Raw genomic sequence first — 15,862 nt, 5'->3', positions numbered from 1 at the left:
CGCCCCATCTTAACCGCAGGAAGACCCCGCCCCGGAACAGGATCGCGATGGCCGATATCACCCTCGCTGACAGTCTGGCCGAAATCCCTGCCGCCCTCTGGGATGCGATTGCCGCGCCGGAACAGGCCCGGGGCCGCCCCATCGACCCGTTCACCACCCATCGCTTTTTGCTGGCGCTGGAGGTCTCCGGTTCGACCGGCGGCAAGACCGGCTGGCTGCCGAAGCCCCTGATCCTCTCGGAGGGCGGCCGCCCCGCCGCGCTGATGCCGCTCTGGCTCAAGACCCACAGCCAGGGCGAATATATCTTCGACCATGGCTGGGCCGAGGCTTATGAGCGCGCCGGCGGCCGCTATTACCCGAAACTCCAGGCGGCGGTGCCCTTCACCCCGGTGACCGGCCGGCGCCTCCTTGGCCCGGCCCGCTGTCGCGAGGCGCTGGCCGAGGCCGCCATTTCGATCACCGGCAGCAATCAGATCTCGTCGCTGCATGTCACCTTCTGCACCGCAGAAGAGGCGCAGGCCCTGGAAGGATTCCAGGACCTCATCGCCCGCAAGAGCCAGCAATTCCACTGGCTGAACCGGGGTTATGCCAGCTTTGACGATTTTCTCGCCGATCTGTCCTCGCGCAAACGGAAGATGATCCGCAAAGAACGCGAGGCCGCCCGCGTCCATGGCCTGACCATCCGCGCCCTCAGCGGCGACCAGATCGAGCCCGAACACTGGAATGCTTTCTGGGCTTTCTACCAGGATACCGGGTCCCGCAAATGGGGCCGCCCCTATCTTACCCGCGAGGCATTCCGCGCGTTTCACCAGACGATGCGGGATGACATGCTGCTGGTCCTGGCCTTTGACGGTGCTACCCCGGTGGCGGGCGCACTGAACTTCATCGGCCGCGACACGCTGTTCGGCCGCTATTGGGGCGCGCTGGCCGATTACCCGGCACTGCATTTCGAGCTCTGCTACTACCAGGCCATCGACTATGCCATCGCGCAGGGCCTGCAACGGGTCGAGGCCGGCGCCCAGGGCGAACACAAACTCGCGCGCGGCTACCTGCCCCAGGAGACCTGGTCCCTGCACCATATCACCGATCCGGGCTTCCGCTGCGCCGTCGCCGATTTCGTGGCACGCGAATCGCTTGCAATGGATGAAGAGATCGAAATCCTCACCCATTACGGCCCGTTCCGCCGCAGCGGAGAGGCCGATTGACCAAAGGGAGGGTGCCATGGCCACGCCACTGACCAAAACCGAACGCGAAGAACAACTTCCCGCGCTGGAAGCCACCGGCTGGCGAGCGGTCTCCGGGCGCGATGCGCTGCGCAAGATCTGGAAATTCCGCAGCTTCTCTGAGGCCTGGGCCTTCATGTCCCGTGCCGCCCTCGCGGCAGAGCGCGCCAATCACCATCCGGAATGGTCAAACCGGTATAATATCGTCGATGTTACGCTGACCACCCATGACACGGATGGGCTGACCGGCCTCGACACCGATCTGGCCCGAAAACTCGACCGTTTCGCACCTGACGCCACGGTGATCACCGATCACGGCGAGCCGGTTCTCTGTCTTTGCGAAGCAAAGGCGCAATCCCGCCCCCGCAACCAGAAACCTACACTTTGATCAACCTTCTGTAAAAGGGAGGTTTTTTGTTGTCCGGATATCTGGTCGGCACCAAGGCTCATGGCCAAAATCCCAGCCAGATCGCCGTGAAGCACCAGATCCAGCGTCATCCGCTTGCCCTTGGTAGGCATCGGTGTCGCCACGATCTTCTCGATCAGCCCCCGGATCGCCTCCCGCGCTTCGCCCTCCTGGCCCGGCTCCGTAAGGTCAGCGATCAGCGCCTGGATCCTTTGTTTTCAGTTCTCTGCCATCTTCGGGTGGATGCCGATGGTCGAGCCGGGGGCAGGGGCGGTGGCCAGGTCTTTCTCCAACTGCTTCTGGCGCGTCTCCAGCTGTTCCATCTTCGCCTGGATCCGCTCCGCCGGGGTGCCGGCGAGGATCGCGTTCACCAGGATGTCCTGATCGCGGATCTCTGCTGGACGAAGCATCCGACATCGTCCTCGGCCACGGCTGGGGGCCGGGCGATCACGAATCCTAGGAGAGCCAAGTCGATAAGGATACCGACACCCGCGTTGCCGGTGGGTATCGGCTAATCGACGATTACTTCCGTGGCACGTTCAAACCGACCGAGAAGATCATCGCGCGCAATTGGCGCTTCTTTTTCGGCCTCACCGACATTGAAGAGATCTTCGTGTTCGGCCACAGCCTTACCGCAGTCGACCGCCCGTATTTTGAGCGAATCTTGCGTGGGGTTCCGCAGACGGCGAACTGGACGATCTCCTACTACGGCGCCAGCTCAGAGCGGTGGGAAAAGGCAGAGCTCGCCGAGGCCATGGGCATCCCCGTCGCGCGCACAAGCTTCACCACCCTTGATCGGCTATAAGAGATTCCATGACAGGCCACTCCGTGATCTGCTCCGCCAACCGGCCGAGGGTGTGTGGAAACTCCGCTCTATGGTAGACTTCTGCATGGCTGCGGGGGATCGGCATGTCAGGTTTCATCGAAGGCGTAGCGCGCGGGCAGACAGTCCTTTTCCCCGATCGGCTCGAGGACTGGATCCATGAGGATCATCTGGTCCGGGTGGTCGATCTCTTCGTAGATGAGCTTGATCTGGCTGACTTCGGCTTCGTGCGGTCGGCAGCGGCACGCACGGGTCGCCCCGGCTACCATCCTGCTGTTCTGCTCAAGCTGTTCATCTACGGCTACCTGAACCGGATCCCGTCGAGCCGCAGGCTGGAGCGCGAGGCGGGGCCGCAACGTCGGACTGATGTGGCTGACGGGCCGGCTGGTGCCCGATCATAAGACCATCGCCGATTTCCGCCGCGACAACGGCGCTGGCATCCGCCGAACCTGCGCCCAGTTTGTGGAGCTGTGCCGCCGCATCGGTGTGCTGAAGGGCGCGTGCATTGCCATCGACGGCAGCAAGTTCCGGGCAGTGAATGCACGGGATCGCAACTTCACCAAGGGCAAGGTCGCCAGCCGCATCGCCCATCTGGAGGCGGACGTCGAACGCTACATCGCCGAGATGGTCCGCGTCGATCAACAAGAAGAAGGCGAGGTTCGGGCCGAGAAGGTCGCGCATTTGGCCAAGCGCTACGGCCGCGTCCGCCAGCACATCCAGCATCTGCAAGCTATGGATCGCGCGCTGGCCGATGCACCGGACGGTCAGATCTCCCTGACAGATCCTGACGCCCGCGCCATGGCCACGAGCGCCCGCAACAGCGGTATGGTCGGCTACAACGTCCAGACCGCCGTCGATGCGGAAACGCACCTGATCGTCGTGCATGACGTCACCAATCAGGGCCATGACCGCGATCTTCTGGTGCCGATGGCGCTGGCCGCGCAGGAGGCGCTTCATCGTGACACGATGCATGTGCTGGCCGACAAGGGCTACTTCAGCGGACGGCAGATCCTGACCTGCCATGAGGCTGGCATCACCACAACGATCCCCAAGCCGGAGACGTCCGGCAACAGGATCAAGGGTATGTATGTGAAGCCCGACTTCGCCTACGAGGCCGATGCGGATGTCTACCGCTGCCCCGCTGGCGAAGCGCTGACCTCTACCGCTACACGACCGAGGAAGACGGGCTGGAACTGCGCCGCTACTGGACCGGGGAGTGCGGCGGATGCCCCATGAAGGCCCGCTGCACAACCGGCAAGGAGCGCCGGATCACCCGGTGGGCGCACGAGCATCTGATCGAGGCGGCACGGGCCAGGTTGATCGGACCAACTGAGCCGATGACGATCCGCCGCGGCACGGTCGCGCATCCCTTCGGCACCATCAAGGCCTGGATGGGCACGACCCACTTCCTGACCCGCAGGCTGAGGAACGTGAGGACCGAGATCGCGCTGAACGTCCTTGCCTGTAACATCAAACGGATGATGGCGCTGATCGGGATCCAAGGGCTGATGGCGGCGGTGAAGGCCTGAAAAGGGCCGCCAAACCACGTCCTGTCGAGATTTGTTGCTGGTCGCCTCATCTTGGCCGGAGCAACGCGTCAGATATCATCCGCGGTGAGTTTCCATACAGCCTAGGCCCTGGCTCTGTTGCACAAATCGGCTGCTGGATTCATCTTGAGAATCCAGCATGGTAGCTGTGCGGCATGAGCAGACCTACGCCCCCCGCCTACAAGACCAGGAACTGGCCCGCCTATAACGAGGCGCTCAAGCGCCGGGGCTCGCTGACGATCTGGTTCGATCCCGCCATGATCTGGGAGGCCGCGCCGACCGGCAAGCGTGGGCGGCAACCCGACTACAGCGACGCTGCCATCCAGACCTGTCGTGCTGTTCGGGATGGCGCTGCGCCAGACGACCGGCTTCGTCGAGAGCCTGCTACGGCTGATCGGCCTCGACTGGGACGTGCCCGACTTCAGCACGCTGTCGCGACGCCAGAAGGCCCTGAAGGTCAACATTCCCTTTCGTGGTTCGGACGGCCCCCTGCACCTGCTGGTCGACAGCACCGGGATCAAGGTCGAGGGTGAAGGCGAGTGGAACGCCCGCAAGCATGGCGGCTCGAAACGCAGAGTTTGGCGCAAGATCCACATCGGGATCGATGAGAAAACCCTGGAAATCCGTGCAGCCGAGTTCACCACCAGCAACGTGGGCGATGCGCCCTTGCTGCCCGAGATGCTCGACCAGATCCCGCCCGAGCAGGAGATCGCAACCGTCACCGCCGATGGTGCCTTCGACACCCGCAAATGCCATAAAGCCATCGCCGCCCGAGGGGCCGCCGCGATCATCCCGCCCCGCAAGAACGCCAAGGATTGGAAGCCCGACACCCCCGGGGCCATCGCCCGCAACGAGATCCTGCGCACTTCGAAGCGGGTCGGGCGCATCATCTGGCGACGATGGAGCGGCTACCACCGTAGAAGCCGAGTAGAGACCAAAATGCACTGCGTTAAACTGCTGGGCCAGCGCCTGTCAGCCAGGGACTTCGACCGTCAGGTGCAGAGTTCCAAGTCCGCGTAGCCGTCCTGAACGGCTTCACCGCACTTGGCACACCTATCACAGAGGTCGCAGGATAGGTCTGTCGGCGGAAGGGGGCAGTCCGGTCAGCAGCCGATTTGTGCAACAGAGCCGCTTGGGACTGGAAGCAGTCTTGCGGCGCCGCGGTGGAGGGAACGGTGATCGAGGCAGGAGGCCACTGCGCTCTGCCATTGCAGGGCAGGGCGGGATGATGGCCTTCGACATTGCGAAACAGTTCGCAGTTCGCGCCCCTGATTTCATCTGTCCCGAAATATCCTCGGGGGGGCGGGGGGCAGACAGCCCCCCGCGAAGGCCAGCCCGAAAGATCAGACCTCAGCCAGCAGTGCCTCGCCACCCGAAATCTCGCATTGCCCGGGCGAGGCCTCCAGATGCAGCACCTTCACCACACCATCTTCGGCCAGCAGCGCATAGCGCTTTGAGCGCCCCAGCAGCCCGGCGGGCGGTGCATCGAAATCCAGCCCGATCGCTTTGGTGAAAGACCCGTCCGCATCGCCCAGGAAGGACAGGCCGGCTTTGTCCGCCCCGGTCGACTTCTCCCAGGCATCCATCACAAACGGATCATTGACCGAAACGCAGATGATCTCGGCCACGCCTTTTGCCGCGAATTTCTCCGCCGTGCGGATAAAGCTCGGCACATGGGCAGTGGTGCAGACGCCGGTATAGGCGCCCGGCAACCCGAAGATCACCACTTTGCGACCCTTAAGCTTTTCGCCCAGATCCACCGCTTCCGGCCCGTTCTCACCCAGTTTCAGCAGTTTCGCTTCGGGCAGTTTCGCCCCGACAGTGATTTGCGACATATCCGTGTCTCCTCGCGCGTTGCGCCTGTTGCCCGGGAAGTTATAGGCTGCGCTCCGTAACATTCCAGAGGGGGCGGACAATGCGGGTGGTGATTGTGGGCGCGGGTCAGGCGGGTGCGGCGCTGGCGGCGAAATTGCGCGCAATCGGGGCCGATGGTCCGATCACCCTGATCGGCGACGAATCCGCGCCGCCCTATCAGCGCCCGCCTCTGTCGAAAGCCTATCTTATGGGCGAGATGGAGCAGGAGCGGCTCTGGCTGCGCAGCCCGGAATTCTGGGCCGAGAACAATATTGAATTGCGCCTTGGCCAGCCGGTCACCGCCATCGACCGCGCGGCGAAAACCGTGACGGTCGGCGGCGAGACCATTCCCTATGACCAGCTGGCGCTGACCACCGGATCGACCCCCCGCCGGCTCCCGGCGGCGATTGGTGGCGATCTGCACGGCGTCTTCACCGTGCGCAACCTCGCCGATGTCGACCGGATGCGCGCCGAATTCACTGCGGGGCGCAGCCTCGTGGTGGTCGGCGGCGGCTATATCGGGCTTGAGGCGGCCGCCGTCGCCAGAAAGCTGGGCCTCACCGTCACCCTGATCGAGGCCGCGCCCCGCATCCTCGGACGCGTCGCCGCCGCCGAGACCGCCGATTTCGTCCGCAAGACCCATAGCGACCACGGCGTTACCATCATCGAGGAAACCGGGCTCGACCGTATCCTCGGCGACACTTCCGTCACGGGCGTCCTTTTGAAAGACGGGCGCGAGATCGCGGCGGATTTCGTGGTGGTGGGCGTCGGCGTCTCGCCCGGCGCGGAACTGGCCGAGACCGCCGGAATCGCGCTCGACAACGGGATTGCCACGGATACGCATGGCCGTACTTCGGATCCGACGATCTGGGCCGCAGGCGATTGCGCGTCTTTCCCCTGGAAGGGCGGGCGGATCCGGCTGGAATCGGTCGGCAATGCCATCGACCAGAGCGAGATCGTCGCGGAAAACATGCTCGGTGCCGCCAAAAGCTATGAGGCAAAGCCCTGGTTCTGGTCGGACCAATATGATCTGAAACTGCAGATTGCCGGGCTGAATATCGGCTATGACCGGGTGATCACCCGCGAAATCGGCGGCACGTCGCATTGGTATTACCGGGGAGATGACCTGCTGGCCGTCGACGCCATGAGCGATGCCCGCGCCTATATGGTCGGCAAAAGGCTGATCGAATCGGGGAAGTCGCCCTCCCCCGAACTGATCACCACCGCCCCCGACCTCAAGGCGCTGCTGAAATAATGCGCATCATCGGAGGCGCAAGGCGGGGCCTGCAACTCGCGGATGTCGGACAGGGGGATGAGGCCGCACATCTGCGCCCCACCTCAGACCGTGTGCGCGAGGCGATCTTCAACCTGCTTCTGAACGGCGGCTACGGCAATCCGGTCCAGAGCGCGCGGGTGCTGGATCTCTTCGCCGGCACCGGCGCGCTTGGGCTGGAGGCGCTGTCGCGCGGCGCCGCGCGGGTGGCCTTTGTCGATGACGGCACCGCCGCCCGTGCGCTTTTGCGCCGCAATATCGAGAAGATGCAGGCCATGGGCAGCACCGATGTCTGGCGCCGCGATGCGACAAAGCTCGGCCCCAATCGCGGCCCCGGCTATGATCTCGTGTTTCTCGACCCGCCCTATGGCAAATCGCTGGGCGAAGCGGCGCTCGCCTCCGCGCAGAGCGGCAACTGGCTCGTCCCGGGTGCGATGATCGTCTGGGAGGAAGGCACCGCCCCCGCCCCCCCCGGCGGCTATGAACTCCTCGACCAGCGCCGCTATGGTGAGACCTGGATCACCCTTTTGCGCCCGCCGGTCGCAGCCTGACCGTTACCGCTATCACACAATCCCTCTCTATTGCGCATCCGCATCTGTCATCCCGCCGGACCGGGTGATAGCGCGGGGCCGGGCGCTGCCCGCCCGCTGCCAGAACCGGATCGTGCCATGACCCCTCCCGCCGCCGTTCTCTTCGATTGTGACGGGGTGATCGTCGACAGCGAAGGCCCGACCTTCCAGCTGATGCTCACCAGCCTTGCCCGCCACGGCTTCCCTCTGACGCTTGAGGCGCTGGAGCGCGATTATATCGGCGGCACGGTCGAGGATGTCGCCACCCGCGCCCGCGCCAATGGCGCCAGTCTGCCGGAAGGCTGGGTCGCCGATCTCTATGCCGATATGTATGCCATGCTTGAGACCGGAGTGCCGCTGATCCCGGGCGTCACCGATGTCTTCGACCGGCTCGACGCCGCCGGCATCCCCTTCGCGGTGGGCTCCAACGGCTCGCCGGAAAAGATGGAGATCACCCTGGGCGCGCGCGGCCTGTTTCCACGCTTCCGCGCCGTGCTTTCAGGCCAGGCCATGGGGCGGCCCAAGCCGCAGCCAGATCTCTACCTCGCCTGCGCCAAAGCCTGCGGCGCTGCCCCCGAAACCTGTGTGGTGATCGAAGACAGCCCCGCAGGCGCCCGCGCCGCCATCGCCGCCGGCATCCCCTGCCTCGGCTTCGCCGCCCATGGTGAAGAGGCCCCGCCCGCCCAGGGCCTCAAAGCCCTGAACATTCCGCTCTTACACAGCATGAAAGACCTGCCAGCCCTGCTCGGCCTGTAGATTTCATCTGTCGCTGAATATCCCGGGGTGAGGCCATTGGATTTCGCCATTGGTTCGGGAAACCAATGGTCTCGGTGGGCTCCGGCCTGCCGGAGGTCGTTACTCCGTCCGCAACCCGCGCAGCACATCCGGGCTGGCATAGCCATCCGCCACCAGACCGCGCGCCTTCTGCCAGGCCTTCACCGCCGCCACGGTCTTCGGACCGATCCGCCCATCGACGCCCCCGGCCTCGAACCCGGCCGCCGATAGCAGCGACTGGACCTCCTTGCGCTCTTCCAGCGTCAGCGCCTTCCAGTGGCGGGGCCAGGCGGCCTCAATCTGTCCGCCGCCCGCGATCCGGTCGGCCAGGTGACCAATCGCAATCACATAGGCATCGGCCGGATTGTAGCTCTCGATCGCCTGGAAATTCGGCCAGATCGCAAAGGACGCCCCTTCTGCGCCGGCGGGAACCAGGATCGAAACCCGCTCGCCCGAAGGCCAGTCACCAGCGACCGGCTTCACCCCAAGTGCCGCCCAGTCCGCCACCGGTTTCACCACCCGCTCTGAGGTCAGGTCGTAGTCAAACCCCTCCGGCAGCCTCACCTCCATCCCCCAGGGCACGCCTGCGGCCCAGCCATGTTCCGCGAGGTAATGCGCCGCCGAGGCCAGCGCATCCGCCGGATCACCGGACCACAGGTTCCGCCGGCCGTCGCCATCAAAATCCACGGCATAATCGCGCCAGGAGGTTGGCATGAATTGCGTATGCCCCATCGCACCGGCCCAGCTGCCCTGCATATCGGCGCGGCTCACCTCGCCGGCCTCAATGATCTTCAGCGCCTCAATCAATTGCTCGCCGAAAAACGCCTCGCGCCGCCCGTCATAGGTCAGCGTTGCCAGGGCCGAAATGGTGTCAGTCGTGCCCCGAAAGGTGCCGTAAGAGGTCTCAAGCCCCCAGGCCGCCAGCACGATTTCCTTTCTAACCCCATATTGCGCTTCGATTTTTTCCAGCAGGGCGCCATGTTTCGCCAGGGCCGCACGGCCCATCGCCACCCGCTCCTCCGAGACGGCAATGTCGAGATAATCCCAGATCGTGCGGGTGAATTCATTCTGGTTGCGGTCGCGGCGGACGACATCAGGCAGGAACTCTGCCGCACGCATCTCGCGGTCCCAGACCGCCGCCGGCACGCCGGCCGACAGCGCCTTAGCGCGATATTCACCAATCCAGGCCCGGAAACCGGCCTCGGATTCCACCTCGCGACCTTCCGCCATCACGCCTTCCGCCTCCTCAACCACCTGCGCAAGGGCAGGAGGCGCCAGCACCATCAGCGCGGCCAAAGCGAGGTGTTTCATTTGCGGCGCCTCACCACCCGCCGTTTCGCAGCCTGAGCCGCCCGCGCCTTGCCGAGCGCGCGTTTCGGCGCCCGCCCGCGCCCATTGGCCGCCCGGCCCGAGGGCAGGGCGCGGTCTTCCAGCTCGACCAGTTCAAGGATCAGCCCGCCGGTCACCGGCACCGCCTCGGCCAGCCGCACCCTGACCTTCTGGCCGATGCCGATGGTCAGGCCCGTATCTGCACCCATCAGGGTCTGGCTGTCGGGGTCGAAATGGAAGAATTCGCGTCCGACCTCGCGGATCGGCACCAGCCCGTCAGCGCCGGTCTCATCAAGCTTCACGAAGAGGCCAAACCGCTGCACCCCGGCCACGCGGCCCGTGAATTCCGCGCCGACCCGGTCCGAGAGGTAGGCCGCCAGATAGCGATCGACAGTGTCGCGCTCGGCCGCCATCGACCGGCGCTCGGCATCCGAGATCAGCTTGCCGGTCTCGGCAAGGTTTTCCATGTCGAAATCCGACAACCCGTCCGGACCCAGCCCCAGCCCCCGGATCAGCGCACGATGCACGATCAGGTCGGCATAGCGCCGAATGGGCGAGGTGAAATGCGCGTAATTCTTCAGCGCAAGCCCAAAATGGCCGAAATTCTCGGGCGCGTAATAGGCCTGGGTCATTGACCGCAGGGTCGAGATATTGATCAGCTCATCAAATTCCGACCCTTCGGCCTGCTTCAGGAGCTGGTTCAGATGCGAGGTTTTCAGCACCTGGCCCTTGGCCAGCGTGAAACCGGACCCCTCCGCCACCTCGCGCAAAGCCTCCAGCTTGTCGGGCGAGGGTTCTTCATGGACGCGGTACAAAAGCGGCTGCTTCACCCGCTGCAATTCCTCGGCGGCGGCGACATTCGCCATCACCATGCATTCCTCGATCAGCTTATGCGCGTCGAGCCGGTCCTTGAAATTCACGGACAGTACCTTGCCCTCATCGGACAGAACGATCTGGCGTTCCGGCAGGTCCAGATCCAGCGGCTGACGCAGCGCGCGGCCGCGTTTCAGCGCGTCATAGCAGGCGTAAAGCGTCTGTAGCTGCGGCAGCAGCGCCCCGGTTGCCGCATCGGGCTGGCCGTCAATCGCGCGCTGCACCTGGCCGTATTCCAGACTGCCTTTCGAGCGCATCACGCCGCGCGTGAAGCGATGCGCGATCTTTTGCCCCGAGGAATTGACCCGCATCCGCACCGCCATACAGGGGCGGTCAACATGTTCGTGCAGCGAACACAAATCGCCAGACAGCGTATCCGGCAGCATTGGCACAACACGGTCGGGGAAATAGGTCGAGTTGCCGCGCCGCCTTGCCTCACGGTCCAAAGCCGATCCCGGGCGGACATAATTCGCCACATCGGCAATGGCGACCCAAAGGACGAATCCGTCCGGGTTCCCAGGCTCGTCATCGACCAGCGCCAGCACCGCATCATCGCGGTCGCGGGCATCCTGGGGGTCGATGGTCACCAGATCCAGAGCGCGCAGGTCTTCGCGATGCGCCATTGTAAAGGGAGCCGCGTTATCGGCCTCTTCCACCGCCTTGTCGGGGAACTGATCGGGGATACCATGCTGGTGAATGGCGATCAGCGAGACCGCGCGAGGCCCGGCAGGATCGCCCAGACGCGCCACGATCTTCGCCTGGGGCAGGCCCATGCGGCGATTGCCCACGGCCTCGCCCTCGACCAGCTCACCATCTTTGGCGCCCAGATCCCCATCAGGCAGAACGCGCCATTCCTTGTCCTGGCCCTTGTCGATCGGCACGATCCGCCCGCCCTCGGATCCTTTGCGGAATACGCCCAGCACTTTCAGCGGGTTCGAACCGATGCGCCGGATCAACCGCGCCTCCCAGACGTAATCGTCCAGATCGACCCTCGCCAGCCGCGCCAGAATCCGGTCACCGGCGCCAAGAACCGGATCGCCCTTTTTCGGGATGATCAGGATGCGACCGGTATCGGGATCGACGCCTTCCTCCATCGCTTCGGCAAAAAGATCGCCCGCCGCATCGGGGGGCAATACTTTCAGCAGCGCAACCGGCGGCAGCTCGCCTTTGGGGAGGAAACGCCGGGCGCGTTTGGCAAGATCACCCTCGGTCTCCATCTCGCGCAAGACGCGTTTCAGTTCACTGCGCTCGTCCCCCTTCACACCGAAGGCTTTCGCGATGTCGCGCTTGGACGACAGGCCGGGATTGTCGGTGATCCATTGACGGATCTGCTCTTTGGATGGGATCTGGCTCATGCGCCAGACCTAGCACGACCCCGGCCAGCCGGGAAGCAAATGCTTGACAGGCTGCGCTTTCCACCGCTTATGCGGGCCAGTTTCAGGCCCGTTCCAGAGAGGTTCCGATGGCCCCGAAAAAGCCGCAGCAAAAGACGCCGGAAGAGCTGTTCCTGCAGCCCCTGGCCGTGTTGGCTGCAAAGGATCCGGAGATCGAGGCGCTGGTCTATTGGGGCGATGAGGCGGGCTGGCCGATGCTGCCGTCAGAGGCGCTGGAAAGCGAAGAGATCACGTTCTGGGCCGAGGGGCTGATCCCCGAAGGATTCAGTCTGGAATGGCGGGTGATGGCCGGGCCGGATGGCGCCGGCGCCGACCATATCCGCCTTTATGCCTGGGAGACGGGCGAGGCCCCGCCCCAGGGCGAGGCAAAGGTGCTGGCGCAAGCACGCTGGCCAGCCGGAGTCTGAGCCAGAGTTGAGGCTGAGCCACGGGTTTGGGCTGAACAGCGGGGTCAGCTGCCGCGCGGCCGGCCGCCGACAAAGACGTAATAGGTCTTGCCGCGCGCCACGGTGATCTCCAGCCCCATCTCGGTGATATCCGGGTTGAGGAGGTTGACCAGATGCGAGGGCGAATTCAGCCAGAGCCGCGCCGGCGTTGCCGAATTCGGGGCGGAACTGCTGGTCGCAAGGTTCTCGGTGGCGGTTTTCAGCCCGTAGCCCGCCCGTTTCAGCCGTGTCTTCAGCGTTGACCCGTTAGAGCCGCTATGGCTCATAAAGGCATTCTTTGCCATGTCGCAGGCATGTCCCCTGGCAGCGCGATCCAGCGTCAGGTTGATCGCCAGCGGACGCAGCCCACGGTCGGTGCGCAGCGCATTGACCCATTGGGCGAATTCCTGTCGGATCTGCTGCCGGTCAGAGGCAGCGGTACAGGCGATTGCCGGCGCGGCAAGCGCAATCAGGGCGACCGCCAGAGGCGGCAACAGGGAAAATCTCATGGCAGCAGCACTCACATCCAGAGTGGGATCACACAGGGCCAGCCCCCGCTGGCCTCCTCCCTGCATGTCTGGCAAAGATCGCTGAACTAAGGCGAGACAAAGAAAAAAACCGGGCGCCTGGCCCGGTTTTCTGCCTGGTTTAAGGCAATATCTGCGCGTTTTCGCGCTTAGCGGCGGGGCTCTTCGTCCTCGTCGTCATCCTGATCGCCCGAGGGCAGTGAGAAGAAGCTGTCGGCATCCGAGAAATCCTTCTCGTCCGTGTCGTCCTCTTCGCGACCGGGCTCTTCGCCAAAGACTTCCAGCCCGGTAAGGGCGGTTTCGACACGCGCCACCGGCTCCATTCCGAGGCTCTGCTCGGTGGAGACCAGCTTGCGGCGCTCGTCATCCGACATCACGCCGCCTTCGGTTGCCTTGCGGCGGACGGCCTGTTGCACGGCGGCGTCCAGCTCGGACTGGCGGCAGAGGCCAAGCGCGACCGGGTCGACCGGGGTGATGTGCTGGATGTTCCAGTGGGTGCGCTCGCGGATCGACTGGATCGTCGGTTTGGTGGTGCCCACCAGCTTGCCGATGGCGCCATCCGACAGTTCCGGGTGGAACTTGACCAGCCAGAGGATCGCCGCAGGGCGGTCCTGGCGTTTCGACAGCGGCGTATAGCGCGGGCCACGGCGCTTTTCCTCGCCCACGGCGGCTGCGTTGAACTTGAGCTTCAGCTTGTAAAGCGGGTCTTTCTCGCCACGGTCGATCTCGACCTGGTCAAGCTGGTTGTTCCCCACGGGGTCGAACCCTTTGACGCCACCGCCGACATCGCCATCGGCAATGCCCTGGACTTCCAGCTCATGCATACCGCAGAAATCGGCGATCTGCTTAAAGGTCAGGGTCGTATTGTCCACCAGCCATACGGCGGTCGCGCGGGCCATGATCGGCTTCGACATAGGACTTCCTTTCAGCTGCTGCCCCGATTGCAGGGCTGGCCTTTACAAATCTCTCCCGTGCCGGGAAAACGGCTGTGAACTTTTGGTTCACGTTCTCCGATGTCGGGGAATTCCCTGCCATATAGTGCGATTCCTGCGAGAGGGAAAGTAAAATTGCTGCGGATCCTGTCGCTCGTCTGCGCCTTTCTGGCCGCAACCGCCGCTTTGTCCCCCGCAAGGGCCGAGGGTGAGAAGGCCGGCGATTTCGATTATTACGTCATGGCGCTGTCCTGGTCCTCCGGCTGGTGCGAGGCAGAGGGCGATGCGCGCCAGGACCCGCAATGCGATATCGGACGCGGGCTGACCTTCGTGCTGCACGGGCTGTGGCCGCAATATGAAAAGGGCTGGCCGTCTTACTGTCGCACGGCAGAGCGTGACCCTGCGCGCGGAGAATCTGCGGCAATGGCGGATGTGATGGGCGGGGCGGGTTCGGCCTTCTATCAGTGGAAAAAGCATGGTCGCTGCTCGGGCCTGGCGCCGCGCGTCTATTACGCGACGGCGCGGGAGGCGTATAACAGCATCAAAATCCCGCCGGTATTCAGGCGTATGTCCAAAACGCTGAAAGTACCCGCCGAAGTGATCGAAGTCGCGTTTCTGGAATCGAACCCGAGGCTGAAAGCCGATCAGGTGACCATCACCTGTCAGGACGGCGCCATCCGCGAAGTGCGGATCTGCCTGACGAAAGACCTTGAGCCGCGCCGCTGCGGCCAGGACACAATCCGTGATTGCCGGCTGAAAGACGCGGTGCTCGACGCGGTGCGCTGACTGGTTAAATGCGGATGCCTCCGGCGGGAGTATTTGGGTCAGGAGGAAGACGGCATTTCCTCTTGATAAAAATACTCCCGCCGGAGGCGCAGATTTCAGCCCGCGTTGAGGTCAGGCATTCTCGACCTTCATCACGATCTTGCCGATATGGCCGGGGGATTCGATCCGCTCATGCGCTTTCGCGGCGTCGCGCAGCGTGAATTCGCTGTCGAGCACCACTTTCAGCGCGCCGCGCGCGATCATCGGCCAGACCTCGCGCTCCAGATCCCGCGCGATCTGCGCTTTCGCGATGTCGCTTTGCGGGCGGAGCGTCGAGCCGGTGATGGTGAGGCGGCGCATCATCACCTCGGCAAAATTCACCTCGGCCTTGGCGCCTTGCAGGAAAGCGATCTGCACGATCCGGCCCTCATCGGCCAGGGCTTTGATATTGCGGGGAATATAGCTGCCGCCCACCATATCGAGGATCAGGTCGGCGCCACCCAGCTTGCGCAGCTCGGTCACGAAGTCACGGGTGCGGTAGTTGAAGGCGGCCTCGGCGCCCAGATCTGTGCAGACCCGGGCTTTCTCATCGCTGCCGGCGGTGGCGAAGACCCGTGCGCCGAGGGCCTTTGCGATCTGGATGGCCGTGGTGCCGATGCCGGATGTCCCGCCATGGACGAGGAATTTCTCGCCGGCCCTCAGCCCGCCGCGCATCACGATGTTCGACCAGACGGTGAAACAGGTCTCGGGCAGGCAGGCGGCCATTTTCATCGACATGCCGGCGGGCACCGGCAGGGCATGGGTCTCATGGCAAAGCGCATATTCGGCATAGCCGCCGCCCGGGAGCAGGGCGCAGACCTTTTCACCGATCTTCCAGCGCGTCACGCCCGGGCCGGTTTCGACCACAGTGCCTGAGCATTCCAGCCCCGGCAGCGGCGAGGCATTGGCGGGCGGCGCATAGGCGCCGGCGCGTTGCAGCGCATCGGGGCGGTTCACCCCGGCATAGGCTACCCGGATCACGATCTGGCCATGGCCCGGCACCGGCACCGGCAGGCTGCAGGGTTGCAGGACATCGGGGCCTCCGGGCGCCACGATCTCGATGGCCTGCATGGAATCAGAAAGCTTGTCGGTCATGGGCATGGGCTTGC

14 protein-coding genes and 3 pseudogenes are annotated in these 15,862 nt (G+C 64.3%); 10 read left to right on the top strand and 7 right to left on the bottom strand.

What is annotated here, in order from left to right; translation table 11 throughout:
• Window positions 1-47: 47 nt before the first annotated feature.
• Entirely contained in the window at window positions 48-1,205 is a 1,158-nt protein-coding gene (locus DRF71_RS08280) for a GNAT family N-acetyltransferase (protein WP_112310121.1), read from the top strand.
• Between the two features lie 16 nt (window positions 1,206-1,221).
• A complete protein-coding gene (locus DRF71_RS08275; protein ID WP_112310120.1) occupies window positions 1,222-1,611 on the top strand; it encodes a 4a-hydroxytetrahydrobiopterin dehydratase in 390 nt (129 codons plus the stop codon).
• Between the two features lie 236 nt (window positions 1,612-1,847).
• On the opposite strand, the gene DRF71_RS28510 is transcribed toward DRF71_RS08275, so the two are convergent.
• On the bottom strand, window positions 1,848-2,039 hold the full coding sequence (locus tag DRF71_RS28510; RefSeq protein WP_232831389.1) for a hypothetical protein: 192 nt from the start codon (window positions 2,037-2,039) through the stop codon (window positions 1,848-1,850).
• A gap of 92 nt (window positions 2,040-2,131) precedes the next feature.
• Between DRF71_RS28510 and DRF71_RS08265 the strand changes: the two are divergent.
• From DRF71_RS08265 to DRF71_RS08255, 3 pseudogenes are all read left to right on the top strand, one after another.
• A pseudogene (locus DRF71_RS08265) lies at window positions 2,132-2,434 on the top strand (AbiH family protein); the annotation flags it as partial.
• A gap of 104 nt (window positions 2,435-2,538) precedes the next feature.
• Window positions 2,539-3,981 (top strand): annotated as a pseudogene (locus tag DRF71_RS08260) (IS1182 family transposase).
• Between the two features lie 173 nt (window positions 3,982-4,154).
• Window positions 4,155-5,075, top strand: a pseudogene (locus DRF71_RS08255) (IS5 family transposase).
• Between the two features lie 267 nt (window positions 5,076-5,342).
• Here the strand turns inward: DRF71_RS08255 and DRF71_RS08250 are convergent.
• The gene (locus DRF71_RS08250) at window positions 5,343-5,834 is read right to left on the bottom strand and encodes a peroxiredoxin (RefSeq protein ID WP_112310118.1); all 492 of its coding nucleotides are present in this window, start codon (window positions 5,832-5,834) and stop codon (window positions 5,343-5,345) included.
• An 80-nt stretch (window positions 5,835-5,914) separates the two neighbouring features.
• Here DRF71_RS08250 and DRF71_RS08245 point away from each other — a divergent pair, with 80 nt between their 5' ends.
• From DRF71_RS08245 to DRF71_RS08235, 3 genes are all read left to right on the top strand, one after another.
• Window positions 5,915-7,108, top strand: coding sequence for an NAD(P)/FAD-dependent oxidoreductase (locus DRF71_RS08245; protein WP_112310117.1), 1,194 nt, complete (start codon window positions 5,915-5,917; stop codon window positions 7,106-7,108).
• Window positions 7,108-7,677 carry a 16S rRNA (guanine(966)-N(2))-methyltransferase RsmD gene (rsmD, locus tag DRF71_RS08240; RefSeq protein WP_112310116.1) on the top strand — a complete coding sequence of 190 codons (570 nt, stop codon included), beginning with the start codon at window positions 7,108-7,110 and terminating at the stop codon, window positions 7,675-7,677. The genes DRF71_RS08245 and rsmD overlap by 1 nt, the downstream gene beginning before the upstream one ends.
• A 117-nt stretch (window positions 7,678-7,794) precedes the next feature.
• Window positions 7,795-8,451 (top strand): HAD family hydrolase, encoded by a 657-nt coding sequence (locus tag DRF71_RS08235; RefSeq protein ID WP_112310115.1) that lies wholly within the window; start codon window positions 7,795-7,797, stop codon window positions 8,449-8,451.
• 99 nt (window positions 8,452-8,550) lie between these two features.
• On the opposite strand, the gene DRF71_RS08230 is transcribed toward DRF71_RS08235, so the two are convergent.
• Window positions 8,551-9,780, bottom strand: coding sequence for a lytic murein transglycosylase (locus DRF71_RS08230; RefSeq protein ID WP_112310114.1), 1,230 nt, complete (start codon window positions 9,778-9,780; stop codon window positions 8,551-8,553).
• Window positions 9,777-12,026: a ribonuclease R gene (rnr, locus tag DRF71_RS08225; protein WP_112310113.1), complete on the bottom strand. Its 2,250-nt coding sequence runs from the start codon at window positions 12,024-12,026 to the stop codon at window positions 9,777-9,779. Before rnr ends, DRF71_RS08230 begins: the two co-directional genes overlap by 4 nt.
• Before the next feature lie 107 nt (window positions 12,027-12,133).
• Between rnr and DRF71_RS08220 the strand changes: the two genes are divergently transcribed.
• Window positions 12,134-12,472, top strand: a complete 339-nt coding sequence (locus tag DRF71_RS08220; protein WP_112310112.1) for a hypothetical protein — start codon at window positions 12,134-12,136, stop codon at window positions 12,470-12,472.
• Between the two features lie 44 nt (window positions 12,473-12,516).
• Here DRF71_RS08220 and DRF71_RS08215 read toward each other — a convergent pair whose 3' ends face one another.
• Window positions 12,517-12,999, bottom strand: coding sequence for a CAP domain-containing protein (locus DRF71_RS08215; protein ID WP_157970994.1), 483 nt, complete (start codon window positions 12,997-12,999; stop codon window positions 12,517-12,519).
• A 167-nt stretch (window positions 13,000-13,166) separates the two neighbouring features.
• Entirely contained in the window at window positions 13,167-13,931 is a 765-nt protein-coding gene (locus tag DRF71_RS08210) for a DUF1013 domain-containing protein (RefSeq protein WP_112310110.1), read from the bottom strand.
• Between the two features lie 153 nt (window positions 13,932-14,084).
• Between DRF71_RS08210 and DRF71_RS08205 the strand changes: the two genes are divergently transcribed.
• The gene (locus DRF71_RS08205; protein WP_232831387.1) at window positions 14,085-14,735 is read left to right on the top strand and encodes a ribonuclease T2; all 651 of its coding nucleotides are present in this window, start codon (window positions 14,085-14,087) and stop codon (window positions 14,733-14,735) included.
• A 111-nt stretch (window positions 14,736-14,846) separates the two neighbouring features.
• Here DRF71_RS08205 and DRF71_RS08200 read toward each other — a convergent pair whose 3' ends face one another.
• Entirely contained in the window at window positions 14,847-15,848 is a 1,002-nt protein-coding gene (locus DRF71_RS08200; protein WP_112311221.1) for an NAD(P)H-quinone oxidoreductase, read from the bottom strand.
• Window positions 15,849-15,862 lie beyond the last annotated feature (14 nt).

Origin of the sequence: Pseudogemmobacter bohemicus (genome assembly GCF_003290025.1) — a bacterium.
GTDB lineage: Bacteria > Pseudomonadota > Alphaproteobacteria > Rhodobacterales > Rhodobacteraceae > Pseudogemmobacter > Pseudogemmobacter bohemicus.
Note: the sequence above shows the minus strand (reverse complement) of the source record. Positions and strands in the feature narration are given on the sequence as shown.

Coding starts and splice junctions, on each gene's coding strand:
- DRF71_RS08280 (WP_112310121.1), top strand. CDS start 48: ATGGCCGATATCACCCTCGCTGACAGTCTGGCCGAAATCCCTGCCGCC.
- DRF71_RS08275 (WP_112310120.1), top strand. CDS start 1,222: ATGGCCACGCCACTGACCAAAACCGAACGCGAAGAACAACTTCCCGCG.
- DRF71_RS28510 (WP_232831389.1), bottom strand. CDS start 2,039: ATGCTTCGTCCAGCAGAGATCCGCGATCAGGACATCCTGGTGAACGCG.
- DRF71_RS08250 (WP_112310118.1), bottom strand. CDS start 5,834: ATGTCGCAAATCACTGTCGGGGCGAAACTGCCCGAAGCGAAACTGCTG.
- DRF71_RS08245 (WP_112310117.1), top strand. CDS start 5,915: ATGCGGGTGGTGATTGTGGGCGCGGGTCAGGCGGGTGCGGCGCTGGCG.
- rsmD (WP_112310116.1), top strand. CDS start 7,108: ATGCGCATCATCGGAGGCGCAAGGCGGGGCCTGCAACTCGCGGATGTC.
- DRF71_RS08235 (WP_112310115.1), top strand. CDS start 7,795: ATGACCCCTCCCGCCGCCGTTCTCTTCGATTGTGACGGGGTGATCGTC.
- DRF71_RS08230 (WP_112310114.1), bottom strand. CDS start 9,780: ATGAAACACCTCGCTTTGGCCGCGCTGATGGTGCTGGCGCCTCCTGCC.
- rnr (WP_112310113.1), bottom strand. CDS start 12,026: ATGAGCCAGATCCCATCCAAAGAGCAGATCCGTCAATGGATCACCGAC.
- DRF71_RS08220 (WP_112310112.1), top strand. CDS start 12,134: ATGGCCCCGAAAAAGCCGCAGCAAAAGACGCCGGAAGAGCTGTTCCTG.
- DRF71_RS08215 (WP_157970994.1), bottom strand. CDS start 12,999: ATGAGATTTTCCCTGTTGCCGCCTCTGGCGGTCGCCCTGATTGCGCTT.
- DRF71_RS08210 (WP_112310110.1), bottom strand. CDS start 13,931: ATGTCGAAGCCGATCATGGCCCGCGCGACCGCCGTATGGCTGGTGGAC.
- DRF71_RS08200 (WP_112311221.1), bottom strand. CDS start 15,848: ATGACCGACAAGCTTTCTGATTCCATGCAGGCCATCGAGATCGTGGCG.